Origin of the sequence: Nonomuraea aridisoli (assembly GCF_003236395.1) — a bacterium.
Classification (GTDB): Bacteria; Actinomycetota; Actinomycetes; order Streptosporangiales; family Streptosporangiaceae; genus Nonomuraea; species Nonomuraea aridisoli.
The window spans coordinates 14,936-32,577 of sequence record NZ_POUD01000033.1; the positions used below are offsets into that span (position 1 = coordinate 14,936).

The following is a 17,642-nucleotide window of genomic DNA, read 5'->3' on the forward strand; positions in this document are numbered from 1 at the left end:
GTCGTGTGCGTTGGCGGAACCGTAACGCACACCTCCGACATTCCTGCTCGCAATGCCCAATCTTGGGATCATGAAGGCAGTGTGCCCAAAGTATGTGCTCGGGGGAGCTTGCCATCATCGTGGACGTGGATCACGCGGACGCGCAGTGGAGCGCGATCACCACGCTCGATAGCCCGTTCCTGGCCGGCGATCTGACGTCATCCGATGGCAAGTGGACGCGTACCGCAGGTCCGCCAGGGCCCGAGGAACGGAAGCCACGCGGCGGTCCAAAGAGCACCGCATCAGGAGAGCGGTGGCTGCACTGCTCACGTGTGTGCTTTGACCTGCCTAAATACTTTGTGCTGCTCGCACCAGATGGAAGATCATCCCGCGCATGTCCCTGCACTGGACGAGGCTGGCTCGACAGGCGACCCGCTGACCGGTCTAGTACTCCAGTGACATTTCGCGATCATGGTTGGGATCTGCGCTGGTAGTGGCAGCGTCGAGCGGTGGCTTGGTGACGGCGGCGCCATTGTGACCAGTGCAGAACCTGCCGGGTGGTGCAGCAGCGGGTCAGGATGAGGACAGCCAGCAGCCGGCGGATCTCGGGCATGGTCAGCGGGATGTGTTCCTCGTCGCAGGGCCGTTGGGCGGCGGCGATGGCGGCTAGGAAGGCCAGAGCGAGCATGGCCAGGGTGATGTGCCGGTGCCAGGCCCGCCAGCCGCGCACCTGGTAGTGGTCCAGCCCGACCTGTCCCTTGGCGGCTTGGAAGGACTCCTCCACCGCCCACCTGATACCCGCGATCTTCACCAGGGCCATCAGCGGCCTCGGCACGGGTGCGTAGCAGCGGTAAAAGGCCAGTTCCCCCGTGGTCAGGTTGCGGCGGATCAGCAGCCACCGGTATCCCTCTGCCTCGCCCTGTGGGCCGGTTCGTCGATCCGTGCCCAGGCCCAGGCGTACCAGCGCGGGCCCTTGACGCCCTGACCAGCGCGGTAGTGGTGCCAGTGCCGATCGGCCACATCGGCGGCGATGCCGGCGGCGCTGCGGTCGGTCCCGTCCAGGTTCACCCGCCGGTTGCCCGCGATCGCCAGCACGTAGCCGACCCCGCGTTGCTCCAGCAGGGCACGCAGGCGCGGGTCTTGGCCGTAGACCTCATCACCGCTCACCCACCGCGTCGGCAGCCCGGTATCCAGCGCAGCGTCGATCATCTCGGCTGCCAGGGCGGGCTTGGTGGCGAAGGCGGCCTGCTCGGGCACCCCCGCCTTGGCGCACCGCATGGGGTTGGCCAGCCAGGAGTGTTGCGGCAGGTAGAGCCGCCGGTCCACCAGCGCCCGTCCCCGCGCTGTGGCGTAGGCCAGGAACACGCCGACCTGGCTGTTTTCGATCCGCCCCGCGGTGCCGGTGTATTGCCGCTGCACCCCGGCCGAGCCGGCGCCTTTTTTCAAGAAGCCGGTCTCGTCCACGATCAGCACGCCGTCGTAGCCAAGCTGTTCGATGACGTAGTCGCGCAGGTCGTCGCGTACGGCGTCGGTGTGCCAGCATGCCGTGCGGAGCAGGCGTTGCATCGCCTGCGGGCCGGTCAGCCCGGCGTGCTCGGCCAGATTCCAGCAGTTCTTGCGATCGAGGTCGGACAGTAGCCCTCGGACGTAGGCGGTGGCGGTGCGACGTGGCTCGATGCGGCCGAAACGCCCGGCGATGCGGCCCATCAGGTCGTTGAAGGTGACCATCCAGCCGTCAGGGTCTACAGTGTCGGCCACGGCCATCACGCGATCTTCAGATGTCTTCACAAACTCCGAATGATCACGTGGTGGCCGTCTTCATGCCACCTCGACGTCCAAGATCGCGAAGTGTCACTGGAGTACTAGATCTCGAGTTGTCGAGGCCGACAAGGTTCTGCACTACAACGCTTCCCGTCGGCCCTCAACCGGTGCACTTCCATGCGGCTTTGACGGAATCTGGCTGATATGGCCTATAGGTGCCAGATCGTGCATGAATCCACCGGAATCGCCATGCTTTCGGATGCCTGCGGATGAGGGGCGGTGGCCTGGGTGGGAATGGACTCTGTCTCAACGAGTATTTGGAATCCTTGTACAAAGCGTTCACTGATCGTATATGTCTTGGCACGTCCATGGAATACGCGGCGGGTGTGGCCGTCCTGTGTGGGGAGTTGCGCATGAAAGCGGCGACGGAGCCGCTGCGGGAGACGATGCTGCGCCGGTTGACGCAGAATCTCGCCCCAGACGCATTGGTGCTGTGCGCCGACGGCGACGACCGGCCCGACCTCATCGTGGTCGATCGCGCCTATGGGTTGGTGACCATCGACATTGACCTGACCGGGCACGATCCGGCGGCGCGCGAGCCGTTCTCCCGGCTGAACCGAAAGATCTCGGATCTGCGGCTGGAAGCGCCGATCCTGGAGCGTTTCCGGCCGCACCGCCTCATCCTCTTCGGTGCCTGTTCCGAACCGCTCGTCGCGCCGTCGCGGGGCGGGCCGCCACGTGCGCTCGGCTTCGCGGACGTAGAAGATGGAGAATGGCTGGCCCGGCTGGAACCGCGTCCACTCGAATCGGACGATCTGACGTCGCTGCGTTCCGCACTGGCACCCACCCTGACCTTCAACGTTCGCTCCCGCCGGGGTGCATTCGATCCAGGACGGGGGGAGCGGCATCGGCGGCGGATCGAGCTGGACGCCCAGCAGGCCGCTGCCGCCACGATCCCGGTGGACGACGTGCTCCTGCTCTCCGGTCCGCCGGGGAGCGGCAAGACGCTAGTGCTGGCCGGGCGGGCACGGCACCTGGCCGCCCAGCATCCTGGCTGGCGCATCGTGCTCCTGTGCTACAACAACGCGCTGGTGCCGTACCTGCGCCGCCTCGTCGAGGACCACCCGGATGTCGAGGTTACGACGTTCGGGAAGTTCTCCCATGCCATGAGGCATCGGATCGCGCTCAACGACCCGGAGCAGGCTGAGGAAGATGTGGCCGCAGCACTGGCGAAAGGCATCCCCCACACCGTGGACGCCCTGCTCATCGACGAGTCCCAGGACTTCCACGAAGCTTGGATCAGGTTCGCGCTGGCGACCGTGAGGCCAGGCCGCGGCGGTGCTGTTCTCGCGGGTGACCCGAGACAGGCCCTCTACCGAGACACGGACCGCCCTCCGGCGCTCACCGGTCGGCGGGTAACGCAACTACGGCTTGGACGTCCCTATCGCAGCACCCGGCAGATCCTCCAGGCGGCGTCCACCACGCAACCGGATGCCGGGCCGGCGGCAGACGACGCGGTTCTGGACGGTGAGCCGGTCGAATTGATCTGGGCGGAGAGCTGGAACGCGCAGGCCACCGCCGTGGCGTGGGAGATTCGTCGCATGCTCGACCACGGGGAGCGGGAACCGCACGACATCGCCATCCTCATCACCCAGTGGCGAGGATCGCTCGGACGCCTGCGGGCAGCCCTCGACGGGGCCGAGGTGCCTTACCTCGTCGTCACCCGCAGCAATGCCGCGACCTTCGACCCGTGCTCCCCGGGTGTGAAGATCATGACCGTGCACTCGGCCAAAGGCCACGAGTTCGACGTAGTCGTGTTGTTCGGTCTGGAGACCCTGCCCAGCCCTTCCGGCGACGACCCTGAACGCGATCGGCAGGCGGCCCGGCGCGGCAAGGTCGGCTTCGTCGGGATGACCCGGGCCCGTGACCAGCTTCTCGTGACCTACACCCGAGACAGCCCGTATCTCGGCCGACTCCATGGATGCGCAGGAGTCCATTCATCGACTTGGCCCGATGACTATGAGGTGTGAGCGTGGCTGAATTGACAGTGATGGGGGAGTACCAGGGCCCCGGTGAGCGCAAGACCGCCGAAAGCCTTGCCCGTGATCTCCCCGGCTCCTGGCATGTGATCGCCGGTCGCAAGCTGAGCGGTCCCCGCCGCGACGACCTCGATCTCGTGGTGGTCGGAGGCCACGCAATCTTCGTCCTGGACGAGAAGGCATGGGGGCCGCGCATCGAACTCGGAGATCAGTTTTGGCGGGTCAAGGGGGAGGAACGTCGGAATCCGCTGGATCGGGCCAACCACCTGGCACGAGTACTCGCAGGTCAGCTCCGCTCCCGGGTGCCTGGCTACGGATCGAAGGTCCGCGGCCGTCCTGTCATCGCTGGCATCGTCCTGTCGCACGACGCCGTCGAGCTGGTGGTCGGCCCGACCTACGCCGACGGGGACGCCGTCGTCAAGCTCGCCGTCGCTGCGTCGTGGCTGCGGGACCAAGACGATGCGTGCGGAACCGGACTGCAGGCGGTGCGGGACGAGACAATCGCCTTTCTCCTCGGCCTGCCTGGACGTGAGCCGAAGCCTGAGCGCATCGGGCCGTACCAGGTGATGGGTGAGATCGAGCCCATAGAAACGGCCCGCTGCTTCCATGCCAAGGACGGCGATCGCACAGTGATCCTCCGGTGCTACCCGATGCACGGGTGGGGGCCCGATGCATCACCGCAGGGGATCACGGAGCGAGAGCGGCTGGCCCTCGACCGGCTGGAGGAACGCGACCGCGCCTGGCAGATCCACCCCAGCTTCGAGTACGAGGCACGGCAGTGGATCGTCGTGCCCGTCGTCCCGGCGCGCGGCAAGAGCCTGGCCACCTCGCTGCGGATCGGTGATCCCGTCAGGGAGGACGGTCGGCTGCAGCAGCAGGTGGCGATCGACGTGGTGACCGACGCCCTCCGAGGCCTGTCCGAAGTACACGAAGCGGGGCTGGTGCACCGCGGGCTCTACCCTCGCCGCATCTTCCTCGGCCGCGGTCTGCGAGTGAAGTTCAGTGACTTCTACCTGGCCCGAGTGGAGGGGGAACGCACCATCGCTCCCCAGATGAGTGCCGACGCCGATCCCGGCGTGCCGTATCGCGCGCCGGAGTGCCGCGCCAGCATCGCGAACGCGACACCGGCCTCGGACGTCTACTCCCTAGCGCTCGCGCTCAGTGGCTGGGTGCTCGGTGACTTGGCTGCCGAACCCCAGGTAGAGGCGGTGCGGGGGGCCATCGCACGAACTCCCGTCGTCGGTCCCGTCCTAGCGGACTGCCTTGCTGACGACCCCCGCGAACGTCCGGACGCCGCCACGGCGGTCACGCGGATTGGGCAGATCGTCGAGGCGATGAACGAGGAGCGCGTTGCGGTGGGGGAAACTGGCGCCGCGGAAGAGTTTCGGGTCGGCGGCGTCGTCGCCGACCGATACCAGATCAAAGAAAGCCTGGGGCAGGGTGGCTTCGCGCACACTTGGCGGGCATGGGACACCTCCGCCGAGGCCGACCGGGTCATCAAGCAGTTCCATGACGACGCCGCCGCCTCTCATGCTCAGCAGGAGTACAAGGCCGCGGATCGCATCCGGCATGACCACTGCGCCCGGGTATACGACATCAGCCGCGACAAACCGGGCTACCTGGTACTGGAGTACATCCCCGGGGACAACCTGAGGGACTTCGCCGCCGCTGGCTCGCCGAACCCTGAGCGGTACCGGACGATCGCCTTGGACGTTCTGTCCGCCCTCGCTCACCTGCACGACCGCAACCTCGTGCATCGTGATGTCACCCCAACCAATGTAATCATCACTCCGGAGGGTCGCGCCAAGCTCATCGACTTCGGCGTCGCGGGCCGCCCTCGGGCGACCACCGTGGTCGGCACACCACCGTTCATGGCCCCGGAACTGCGTGCGGCCCAAGGCGCTACCGTACAGAGTGACATCTACGGGTTCGCGGTCACGATGATCCACACGATGTTGGGGCGCCCTGCCTATGCCGGGGACCCTGCTCGCGGCGACGACGACCGGGAACGGCTACTGCCACCTACCGACGACGAACGCCAAGCTTGGGGGCCGCTCGGCGAGGCGATGCTGAACGTACTCTTCACCGCCGCCCACGCCGACCCCGCCATGCGTCCTGCGTCTGCAGAAGAGCTGGCGGCCGAACTGCGGTTGCTCGATGAGATCGTCGCGCCGCAGGGGGAGCGTTTGGTCAATCCGGTGGTGGACAACCTGCGTGGTCTCTACCGGGCCAGCAGCGTGGGCAACAGTGGTAATCGCGGACTGGACGACGAGTTCGCGCACCGGACCTACGTGCCGACCCTGTTGGACACCGAGCTGTTGCCCGCGATCGCCCGGGGTGAGCTGCGCTTGGTGCTGCTAACCGGCAATCCCGGTGACGGCAAGACGTCATTCCTGGTGAAGACGAGCGAAAGACTCCACCAGGATGGAGCACAAGTCATCAGTGAAAATGCTGCTGGATGGCGGATGAGCCTGAATGGTCACACGTTTGTGGCTGTCTACGACGCCAGCGAGTCACACGATGGAAGGTCCTCCGATGATCTGATGCGCGAGGCGCTGGACCCGGCTCCTGGAGAGGACCCGCAGCGGCGCACTGTCCTGCTCGCGATCAACGATGGGCGGCTGCTGCAGTTCTTCACCGACTATGAAGACCTGTACGAGGACGATGCTCGTGAGGTTCTTGGCCAGATGTCGGGGAAGCCGGCCAGCGATGAGACGATCGCGCTGGTGGACCTGAAGCGGCGCACCCTGGCCCGCAGGCCCGGTGATGCCCCCAGCCTTGCTGGTCGCATCCTGGACAGCTTCACTGCGCCGGAGCAGTGGAAGCAGTGTGAGAGTTGCCTGTCCCGAGATATCTGCCCCATGGTGCGGAACGCCGCCGAGCTGCGTGGCCGAGCGCGGGAGGCCGTCGAGGAGCTCGTCGCCACTTCGCATTTGCGGCGCCAGCGCCGCGCCACGTTCCGAGACGTGCGCTCAGCCTTGGCCTGGCTGATCACGGGCGACCGGTCCTGCGACAGCGTGCACCAGGCCCGCGAACGGGGCATGGACCTGCGCCGGGCCGGTGACGCCCTTAGCGAGGACTTGGCCTTCGACCCTTGCTCGGCCGACTACCTGGTGCGGGAGTGGGCCGAGCTTGACCCAGCGAACACCGCGGCACCGGATGTCGAGCGGGCCGCCCGTGTCGATCGGTCGGTAGTGGCCGACCCGACGGCCTTCGGCGACCGGGACCGTGAGCGAGTCCAGCGGCGGCTTTTCTTCGGCCTCTGGAACTCTGCTGGATTGGGACGCAAGACTGTCCGAGTGTATAGACACCTCGGCGAGTTCGAGGAGGCCTTGCTCGGTTCCGGTAAACGGCTTGAGGAGATCCGTGGCCGGGTCCTGCTAGGACTAAGCAGACTGCTGGGCGCGCCAGGTTATCAGGGGGGCGACCTGGCCGTGGCCGACCAGGGGGCCGGCGGTACGTGGGCGGTGCTCAAGGAGATCCCAGCAACGGAGTTCTCGCTGGAACGGGTGGAACATCCTTCCCAATACGTCGAGTGGCGTCCGGATGCACTCCGGCTCGATCACGTCAGCAGGCACTCCCTCACCCTCACCTTGGACACCTTCGAGCTGGTGATACGGGCCGCCGACGGGGAGCTGATCGGGGACAGCGCCGCCGACTCCGTCCGCCAGGAGGTCGAGACGTTCGCAGCCGCGCTGCGGCGGAGCCCGGCCAATGCCGTCAGCGTCGTCAACCCCGCGGGGACGGCACGGCGTGCGATGATCGTCGACCGGCGCATCGTCTTGGAGCGAGCATGACCATCGTCATCCCAAAGCAGCTGCGCAGTCTTGAATTCACCGAGCTGACGCTGGTGGAGCTCAACGACATCGATGTGGACCGCCTGCTACCAAACCTGTGGGAGCTGGTGGTCAAACAGGGCCGGATGTCGTCGGCGCCGAAGGATGCCGACGACTACGGCCGCTACCTCGGCGCGCTCGCAGCCAACGAACGCCTAGAGGGCTTTGACGACGAGCATGGCATGAAGGTGCTCGACGGATGGTTGCGATCGTCCATCGTGCGGATCGGCGCCAAGGGGCGGGCTCGGTCGGGCACGCAGATGGACTACATCCAGCCGCTGACCATCGCCAGCTACCGTGCGGGCCTCCCCAAAACCCGCCGCCATCGGCATGCGCACACTTTGATCTACCACTTGCTCATCGAGCGGCTGAAGCTGTTTGGCTTCGAGGCTCCGGAGAAGAACCTCCGACTCGCACTTGAGAAGGCGGTCGGAGCTGGAGTAAAAATCGGTGTCGACGGCCAGTGGGTACCAGAGTACGACGGCCGGACCGACATCGACATCAACGCCCTGCTGTCGCTGTACTTCCTGGAGGAGTTCACTCCGCTCGGCGCGCGGGAGGCCAGCTATGGATTCCGCAGCAGCGTCGTACCCGGGGCCACCCGTGGGCTGGCTGGCGACCTGTTGGACTACCTCGTCGCCTATGGGGGCCGACTGACACCGTCGGCCTTCGTCGACCGGTTCGCGGCGCTGGTCTCGCTGCGGCTGTTTCAGTTGCCGCTGCGCGTCGCCCGGGCGACGCGGCATGTCCTCAACACCGGAAGGCATTCCGAGGACATGAGGGATGACGCCGATGTCGCCAACCCTCTGGAACTGTATTGCGACTTCACTCGGGTACGCGGGTCGGCATCGGACGAGCTGGCCCGTCAGTGCGTGCTGCGGGACCTGGAGATCATGAGCGGCTTCATGCCCGACCGCCTCCTGCTGCGTTCTTTGCGCGAAGCCGCCTTGTCGACCCTTCGAAAGCGCGGCGAAGAGATCAGAAACCTACCGATGCCGGACAGCCTGGTGGCCATGGTCGGCCTGCGGGAGGACCTTCGGATCAACACCTATGCGGATATCAGGATTCAAGAGATCGAGGCGGAAACGGAGGAGAACGGCACCGATGAGGACCTGGAGTTCATCGCCTCGGTGAGGGACTCTGAAGCGCTTTCCATTGAGCAGCTCACCACGCTGTTGGTCGAAGGATTGTCCAGCACAGCTCTAAAGAACCAGGTCGGGTGGTTCTCGTCCACTGGCGGGATCAAGAAGCCGTACGGGCTGATCACCGGTTCGCCGAACTCTCGTCGATCGTGGCGGTATGCGCCGTCGGACGACCTGATGTACGCCCTGCTCCTGGTGTGCTTCACCACAGCTCAGGGTCCTGGGGTCCGCCTTCGTAGCAGGATGCCCATCGTGGAACTACTGAAGGTTCTACGCGATCGGTTCGGCATTCTCATTGATCGTCCGCCGGCCGCCTTCGACAGCGTGGACAACCGCGCCGCGGCTGCCGCGAATCTCGAAGCGTTCAAACGTCGACTCCGGCTGCTCGGCTGCTTCGACGGCCTGAGTGACGACTTCTCTGCCCAGTACGTTCGGAACCCCTTGGAGACAGAGTGAACGCAGAGCTGCCGCGGACGTTGATTGACCGCATCGCGGACCACCTGGGGAGCCGCCTGGCGCAGCGGCAGCCGGGACACTGCGTCCGGGTCGACGACTTGTCCACCGTGGACGCTCATGCGGTCGCCGACGAGGTAGAACGCCATCGCATTGAATGCCAGGTTCATGTGCTCGCGCATCGCGAGCCGCAGCACCCGCTGGAGATCGGAGCCGACCGGGCGATCGAACTACGCAATCGCAAGGGCCGTCCGCTGCTGCTGCTCGTTCCGGCAGGCGCGGGCCATGCGGCCAGTTCGCTGGACAACTCCTTCGAACCACTGCCGCTGATCACGTTGCTCACGACGGTCACTGAGACCCTCGAGAAGGAACTGTCGGCGACCGCCGTGGCCGCGCTGGTCAACGAGGTCAAGCGGGTTCTTGGGCGCACTCGCCAGGTTGAGACTTGGGCCCGCTTCCTGGGCGCGGTCGCAGCGGACCCGAACGTCGACACGGTCGGCCGTGAGCTGTGGCAGGTCGGGCTCGTCCCAGATCTGGGGAACGACGGAACCCAGGCACGACTGCGGCGCAACGCAAAGGCTGTCGCGGCAATTGCCCGGCCAACGCGGCCGACCGCACGGGTCGTCGACCGTCTAGCCGAGGGAGAGGTGAAGGCCGGCTCGTTTCGACAGGAACTGTTGGCGTTTCTCGAACGGCAGCCAGCCGGAATGCTGGCCAATCCGGTCACGTGGGGCCGTGAGATTAAGGAACATCATGCAGGGAGGCTGACGTTTGAGCAGTGGCCGCTTACCGAGGTGCAGCAGGCCGGCTTAGAGAAGATCAAGGTTACTCCATTCCGCCGGGACGACGGTAAGGTAGATCCACAGTGCAAGCTTCGGCTGTCGGACGATGACGGTCAGCTGTACTGCGACGTCGCACCCGACCAGCCTGGCAAGGTGACCGTCAAGTGGGCCACCGAGCCGTCCAAGACGACCTCGGTCGCGTCATGGCGGGTGGAGATGCTGCCTCCGTCCGACCTCCGTACAGCTGATACCCCGCCGGTGGCTACCACGAAGGTCAAGGGCGACAAACGGCGGGCGACGCTGCGAGTGGACCTCGGAGAGGACGACCTCGCCACGGGCACGCTGTTCGTAATCCGTGTCCGTGCACAAGACGCCGATGGTAACGACCTCGACCTGCATGACGAGAAGGCGGCGGCCGAAAGCGACCAGTTCGAGGTCAGACTGCACGAGCACATGCCCCCGTCCGTCCCGCGGGCGGCGGGTGCCGCTTCCCTCCCTGAGGCGGTGCTCACCATCGCGATCGACTCTGGTGGAGACTTGACCGAGGGCACTCCGGCATGGGACGCGGCTCGTCAGGTGTTCGACCTCCGGGTCGGCAGCCGTCGCGCTCAGATCAAGGCTTCGCGGGTGATCGTCGAGCTCCAGCGCCGGATGCTCAAGTCCCCCGATGTATTCGCTTTCGACGTTCACTCCCCGCTCGGCGAGCCGATCGACCCAGCCGAGGCGGAGCAGAGTTTGCTGGAAATCCCGCAGACTCTGGCCGACCGCCGCCGGAAATTGCTCGCCACCCTCGAGGCACGTACACCCCGAGATGTGGTCGAGATGCTCAGCTGGGACGACGAACTTCGCGACCAGGTACGAAGCTATGTGCAGAGCTACCGCCGGATGTTGGACAATGCCGCGCCGCAGACGCGTAGTGCGCTCCTGGCGATGGACACGCTGGCGGTCAGGGTTGGCACCGCGACTGACGAGGTGCGGGGGCTCGTCCTGCTACCTACCCACCCGCTGCGCCTAGCTTGGGCAGCGGCGCACGACCAGTTGCTGCGCGAATGGGCCGGCGAGGTTGCCCAGGAGGGGAAACGTAGGTCGCACCGGGCTGGGCGGGTCGATCAGGCGATGGTGTCCCGACTGTCGCCCTCCAACATGCCGTTCGTCATGGTCGATCGTGACGGGAAGGCGCTCGTCTACACCGAGGAACTGACCCACGGAACGGCCCTCTACTTGCCTCCCGACGTTAAGGAACCACAGTCCGCTTCGGACGTCATCTGCGGGGCGATCGAGATCGCCCGTGACAACGTGGATCTGTCGGTCTCCGCCCAGGCGCTCGGTGACCGCATCCGCAGTTACCGGGACGCTCATCCCGGCACCGGGACACTGCGGATCATGGCAGTCAACCCAGGTTCGGGGTCGGTACTGCGCAGGGCCCTGCAACCGCTCGTTCTGCCTGATGAGGCACCCGAACAGGACGGCCCGCCGCCGCACGATCCGCAGCGCCTTGAACTCATCGCCTACAGCGACCGGCTTTCCTACACTGACCCGGTCGCCGATCTGCGTGAGTTGCAGCGGTCCGTCGCATCAGGAGAGATCCGGCGCACCGCCACGCATCTGGTGCCTTCGATGGGCTTGTCCGCTCGTGATTTGGGCCGCCTGGCCGAGGACCGAGAGGGACACCACCTCGCCCTGGTGCAGGACATGGCCCGTGGCCAAGTCACCGACCCGGCGGCGGAGGCCGGCCCGTGGACCACGACATTCCAGGATCTGCTCACCCCGCTGCGTTCTGAGCGCGCGCCTGATGGCTCCGCCACGTGGTTCGTGACGCCGGCGCTGAAACCGCGTGGTGTCGGTCGGCTGGAGGCCGACATTGTGGGGGCGCACCGCGCCCACCAGGCCGTCGTTGCCGCCCACCTGGGTCTGAAGGCAGCCGTACCGGCGCTGGCGATCCAGCTGGATCCACAGGACCTGCGCAGACTCCGTGCCGCCCATAACCGCGCGGATTGGGTCGTCACCCTGGACCGGGGGATTGGCCCAGAGCTGTTCGAGGAGGTGACCACCGACGAACCGGACGACAGCCGTTACCTTCTCGACTACACGCCGGACTTTCTAGAAGGGCTCGGCAAGAAGCTCACCGTCACCACAGCACACCATAGTGAAGTACGACGCATCCTGGGTGAGGCCATGCGGGCCCTCGACCTGGTTCAGGATGAGAAGTCGGTGTCGCATGCGCTTAGCCGACTACTGCTAGTCTCCGGCAGGCTCGCGCTGCGACTGCTTCGGGAGACCTCGCTGTCCGTCGAGGCGGTCAGTCTGGCCGCTGTCATGGCGCATCTCGAGCTACGCGGGCAGCTCGACGGCCGAATCGTGGTGCCGATCGACGCGCATCCAGAGATTTTCGGCGTGCGGTCCGGGAATGAGGACGAACCGGCTCGGCGATGTGACCTGCTGCTCGTCAGTATCACCCAGCGTTCGTTGCGTATCGAGTGCATCGAGGTGAAGGGACGGCGTGCGGCACAGCTGCCGGAGGCCTTGGCCGACGACATCGTCGACCAGCTTGAGAACACCGAAAGGGTGCTGCAACGCCAGTTCTTCGCCGTCGACCCGCCGCGGCTGGACGGCGCCCTGCAACGTTCTCGGCTGGCCGGGCTGCTCCACTACTACGCGGAACGGTCCGCCCGCCATGGCCTCATCGAAGCTGGTCGGCTCACCGAGCTACACCGCAACATCGACCGGATCGAGGAATCTGCCGAGCCCGCTGAGATCGGCAAGACCGGCTATGTCATCAGTCCCGGCGGCGCCGCCGGTTTCCCCGCGAAGCACCGAGACGTGTCGATCAAGGTTCTGACTGCGGGTGACCTCGGCAAAGCCGGCTTCACCACGGTCGGTAGTGCGGCCACTCCGCCAAGCCCGCGAACATCTCCTGAGTCGTCCCAGAACACCGAATCATCACCGGCGGCCGTCGGGGAAGCCGTCGCGGAAGAGTCAGCGAGCGATGCGTTCTCTCAGGCACCCGACGGCGACAGCGCGCCTGTCATCTTCGAAGACGCCGAGCAAGACGAACCTGCTGAGTCCTGGCCGTCCACGGTCGAGGTAGTGCTGGGCAAGGATGCTGGGGGCGCACCGGTCATCTGGAACATCAGCACGAAGGGAAGCCCACACGCCTTCGTCTTGGGCATACCAGGTCAGGGCAAGTCGGTGACCACCCGAAGGATCATTAGCGAGTTTGCCGGTCAGGGACTGCCTTCGTTGATCGTGGACTTCCACGGCGACATGGCGGCGGCCCCTCCACCGGGAGCCCAGGTCATCGACGCGGCGGAGGGATTGCCGTTCAGCCCCTTTGAACTGCCGTCGGTGGAGACACGCTCGCGCGCTGAGACCGCGTGGGAGGTCGCCGAGATCATCGGTTATGTCTGTGGTCTGGGCGAGATCCAGCGCAGTCATGTCTACGACGGGCTACGGAGTGCCTACGAGATCGCCGGGGGCGTCCCCAGCATGCAGCAGTTCGCTGCCGCCGTGGAACAAGCGGAACAGGTGGCCCGTGGCCGGAACGCCCGAGACCGCATCCGGCCCCTGACTGACTTCGGCTTGTTCTTGGACGAACCTTCGGACACCTTCCTGGCCTCCTGGAACAGCGGAGCGGTCGTCGACCTGAGTCGGCTCAACCTGGAGACCGTCCAGCTCGCGGCCGGGGCCTTCCTGCTTCGGAAGATCTACCGGGAGATGTTCCGCTGGGGACAGGCGGACGTTCTGCGACTGGCCGTCATCCTGGACGAGGCCCACCGGCTGGCAAAGGATGTCACCCTGCCGAAGTTGATGAAGGAAGGGCGCAAATACGGCGTCCCCGTGGTGGTCGCCAGCCAGGGAACAGCGGACTTCCACCGGGACGTTCTCGGTAATGCTGGAACTAAGATCATCTTTCGAACGAACTATCCGGAATCCAAGACCACAGCCGGCTTCTTGCGAGGTCGGGAAGGGCAGGATCTGAGCCAGCAGATCGAGCAGCTCGGAGTCGGCAGCGCGTACGTGTCAACCCCAGATCATGTGCGGGCCCGCAAGGTGTACATGCACCGGTGACAGAGGCCCGCTGCCACCGCCGCATCCGCCCCACCTCGACTCGGACATTTCAGGCGGTGTCAGTGGTGGATTCGCCACGGCGAGCTCATCACATGCCGCTCGCAATACAGCTTCATCCGGCCGCCGTCACGACCTCTACGCGTTCGACCTGATTAGTTCCTTACACACGCCGAGTCGCGCCCTGCGTGGGGGAGTACCGCCCGAATGCCGCCACATTCGGTGGCATCCTGATCACGTGAGTAAGCGACGACGTGCTTTGAAGGCGCACAGGGCTCGGCTGGCTCTGGACAACCAAGCCCTGGAGTTTGCCGCACTGGCGGAACGCGAGTGGCCGCGAACCGGAACTACCTGGAGGCAGCACAGCCTCAAAGCCGCGCTCGCAACGCACCCGCCTGTGGAACAGGAGTTGGATCCGCAGACAGCTGGAGAATATTTCACCGCACTACGTCGGACGACTGAGGCCGCCATCCGCGATCTGACCCAGTCCTATCCGTCGGTTCAATGGCTGTGGTACCTGCGCCGTTTGCCCGATCTCTTTGACGACAGTCTCTCCACCACCGGCCCCTACGACCGAGCCCTGATGGATCTGATGGCCGCCACCAGCAACAAGGCCTGCCCCCAGCTACCTCTCCAGGACGGACAGATCAGTTTCCCCGTCACCGACGGAATCATGCGACGAGTTCTTCGCCTGTCCGCAATGACAATCACCCTGAGTGACATCCACTCGCGTCTGCGCCGAGCCAGCAAGGGTGTCGCCTTCAGCCCGCAGCCCGAAGACCTTCCTGTCGACGTGGCCAACGCGCCTGTCCATGACGCGATCAAACTCTACGACCAGCGTGTTTGCGCTAATCCGACCGGCCTGACCAGCCCAGGTACTCGCATGCTGTCCCCTGAATGGCGTGACGGAGATCCTTTGCCGATCTTCCTCGTCAGCCCCCTACCATCCTGGGACATGCTACCGACTTGGCAGGGATCCCTAGATCGGGGGATTCCCATGACCACGCGTGGCCGCTTCCAACCGCATCTCGTATCCCTACGCGAGGTACGGGCTGTGCTCGCGCAGACCTCGGCGCTTAGCATTCGCTGGTGGGAGCCGGAACTACCCGCCATGATCGCGCTGCTGCAGGCCCTCAGCCACTACCTGACTCACTACACCTCCGCGGGCTGGCTAAGTCTTGTGCGATACGGATATGTGAGCCTGCGCCGGGAGGCTCTGGAGGAACTCCTCAGCCGGACCCTTCCGACGCTCCAGGCGGAATTAGCCGCCTGGTTGCCACTAGATAACTTCACGGAAGCCCAGCAAATACTGGAGCGCCTCGACCACATGCCCCTGCGCCTATGGCCACAGGAACCCGGTCCTGTCGTCCACTGGGCTGGACCAGACATTTTGATCGACTTCGAAGCCGCAAGCCGGCACCTGCACCGGCTATGCACCGTCGCCGGGACGACTCACGATCCGAAAGTGGCCAAGGTCCGCGCTGACCATTTTGAGCAGACCGTGCAGCACCTCATCGACCAGACACCTTGGAAACCCTCACAAAGCGCCCCCATCAGGGGCTTTAAACCGCGTCCCCGGGGCACGAAGGTCCTCACAGACTTCGATGCAGTGGGCGAGCTAAGCGACACATTGCTGATCGTCTCGTGCAAGAGCCATCCCTACACCGCCAGTTATGACGCGGGTGACCACAAGACAGTTCGAAACGTCGCCAGCCTGGTGGAAAATGCCGTCACCAAATGGGCCGAGGTCGTTGCCACGCTCACAGGTCGCCCGGTCGGGGCCAACTACGACTTCAGTCGATACCGGAGGATTCTGGGGACGGTGTGTCTCCCACACACTCCGTACACCTCGCTGGGTCCGGCGACAGAGGTAATCGATACGAACGCCCAAGGACAGCCTCTACGCGCAGCAAATAGCTTTGAAGAGCTGGCCACGTGGCTCGGCGCTGAAAAGGGGTAACCCTCCCTGTCAAAATGGATGGAGGTAGCAAACGGGCATGAAAGTCTGTGCTGAGGCGGGAAGGAGACATCCCGTCGAGCAAGCCGGATCCGGCGATCATCGACCCTTAGGGCACGCGATGCTATGAGGCGCCTTGACAACCTCATCAAAGAATCGTCACGGCCACAGCGGGTCGACATCCGCAGTAGGAGAGCGTGCGGTGTACAAGCGTGATTGATGGATCTCATTGATCGCGCAGCAATCTAGGACTCAGAGTCAGCTCATGATCCATCCGCGGCTAAATTGAGAGCAGGTCCCGGGTTAGCGGCCCACCAGGACTTGCCGGTCGGACTTGGCGAAGCCAATATTAAAAAACTGCGTCCGGCCCACACACCTCGGCCCTTTTAGAAAATTGGGAAAGCTGCTCAGCCTTCTCCAGTAGAGCCAGTGCCTCGCCGGTGTGGTGCTTAACTGGTCGATCACAAGATTCCGGTCACGCTCGGAGGTCTCCAGGTCGGTGGTTGGGCTCGCGGCCCGCCCTACCACCACCTCATATGCCTTGAGACGCTCTCGATTTCGACTGAATAGTCGAAAGGTATTGAGCCATCGTCTGCGGTAACACGTTCGTGATCGTCCACGATGTCCCAGGTGAGTACTAGTTGAGCCCTGGGTGGCGCGTGTCGTCGTTCGTGGGTACAGCGATGCCCTATCTACGGTTTGCGCTGTTGGCTCGTTGGCTCATGGGCTTCTACCTAACGTGAGGGTCAGTCTTCGAGTGTTGAGGGGGTCTGGGTGGATCCGATCGTTTTGGCAGCGGGCACCGCGCTGGTGACGGCCATGGCTACCGATGCCTGGCAGTCGGCTCGTGACGGCGCGGTTGCGCTGTGGCGCAAGGTCCGCCCCGAGCAGGCCGAGGTCGTCGAGGCGGAGCTGATTGAGGCACGCGAACAAGTGCTCGAGGCCCGCCGTGACGGCGATGTCGATACTGAACAGGCTCTGGCTGGGGTGTGGCAGGTCCGGCTGCAGCAGTTGCTGCGTGCCGATCCGTCCCTGGCGGGTGAGATCCAGCGGGTGCTGGATGAGGTGCTCACCCCGGCGCTGCAACCGGCCGACCAGGAACGGATCGGCTCGCTGGTGATGAAAGCCAAGGCAAGCGGACGCGGCCGCGTCTACCAAGCCGGCCGTGATCAGACCATCCAAGAGCGGTGATCCCCGCACGTCGAGGAAGGGTCCGGCCTCCGAGCACGGGCTATGTATCAGGCCGGGCGCGAACTGACCTCCAATAAAACGGTGGCCAGGGACGTGGCACCGCAGAACAGGTGGATGCTCCCCATCCGGGAACGGTGAACCCTCCCTAATCCGGATGGGTTGCTAGAGAGGCGCTAGGAGCTGCCCGGCGTGGAGGCGGGGGTGGGGCGATGAGGCTGCGGTGCACGCGCTGGCCGGGGCCTGGTCTACGTTGGCCGCACACTGGGCTCGCGTGCGGGCCAGAGAGGGTAACTCGGTGTAGCTGATCATCGGCAACACCTGGATCACCGCGCTGGCCAGGAGGGCCGACGTGCCGGCGTCAGAGGGGGCCGCGGTGGCATCGCTTGCTAAGTAGCGAGATTAGATGACCATGAAGGTTGAAACCCGGGCGTACCAAC

General features: G+C 65.1%; 6 protein-coding genes and 1 pseudogene. 6 read left to right on the top strand and 1 reads right to left on the bottom strand.

The features are described from left to right. Positions 1-448: 448 nt before the first annotated feature. Positions 449-1,686 (bottom strand): annotated as a pseudogene (locus tag C1J01_RS11030) (IS701 family transposase). Positions 1,687-2,153: 467 nt separating this feature from the next. On the opposite strand from C1J01_RS11030, the gene C1J01_RS11035 reads away from it, so the two are divergent. The 6 genes from C1J01_RS11035 to C1J01_RS11060 all read left to right on the top strand — a co-directional run bounded on the left by C1J01_RS11035 (position 2,154) and on the right by C1J01_RS11060 (position 17,205). Further along, complete coding sequence (locus tag C1J01_RS11035) at positions 2,154-3,770, top strand: 3'-5' exonuclease (protein ID WP_181448693.1); 1,617 nt, start codon at positions 2,154-2,156, stop codon at positions 3,768-3,770. Positions 3,771-3,772: 2 nt separating this feature from the next. Continuing rightward, positions 3,773-7,576 (top strand): protein kinase domain-containing protein, encoded by a 3,804-nt coding sequence (locus C1J01_RS11040; RefSeq protein ID WP_146615548.1) that lies wholly within the window; start codon positions 3,773-3,775, stop codon positions 7,574-7,576. Beyond that, a complete protein-coding gene (mads7, locus tag C1J01_RS11045) occupies positions 7,573-9,213 on the top strand; it encodes a methylation-associated defense system protein MAD7 (protein WP_111178843.1) in 1,641 nt (546 codons plus the stop codon). The genes C1J01_RS11040 and mads7 overlap by 4 nt, the downstream gene beginning before the upstream one ends. Beyond that, positions 9,210-14,060 carry a helicase HerA domain-containing protein gene (locus tag C1J01_RS11050; protein ID WP_111178844.1) on the top strand — a complete coding sequence of 1,617 codons (4,851 nt, stop codon included), beginning with the start codon at positions 9,210-9,212 and terminating at the stop codon, positions 14,058-14,060. The genes mads7 and C1J01_RS11050 overlap by 4 nt, the downstream gene beginning before the upstream one ends. Positions 14,061-14,295: 235 nt before the next feature. After that, positions 14,296-16,017, top strand: a complete 1,722-nt coding sequence (locus C1J01_RS49050; protein ID WP_146615549.1) for a hypothetical protein — start codon at positions 14,296-14,298, stop codon at positions 16,015-16,017. Positions 16,018-16,788: 771 nt separating this feature from the next. Continuing rightward, positions 16,789-17,205: a hypothetical protein gene (locus C1J01_RS11060; RefSeq protein WP_111178846.1), complete on the top strand. Its 417-nt coding sequence runs from the start codon at positions 16,789-16,791 to the stop codon at positions 17,203-17,205. Positions 17,206-17,642: the final 437 nt, after the last annotated feature.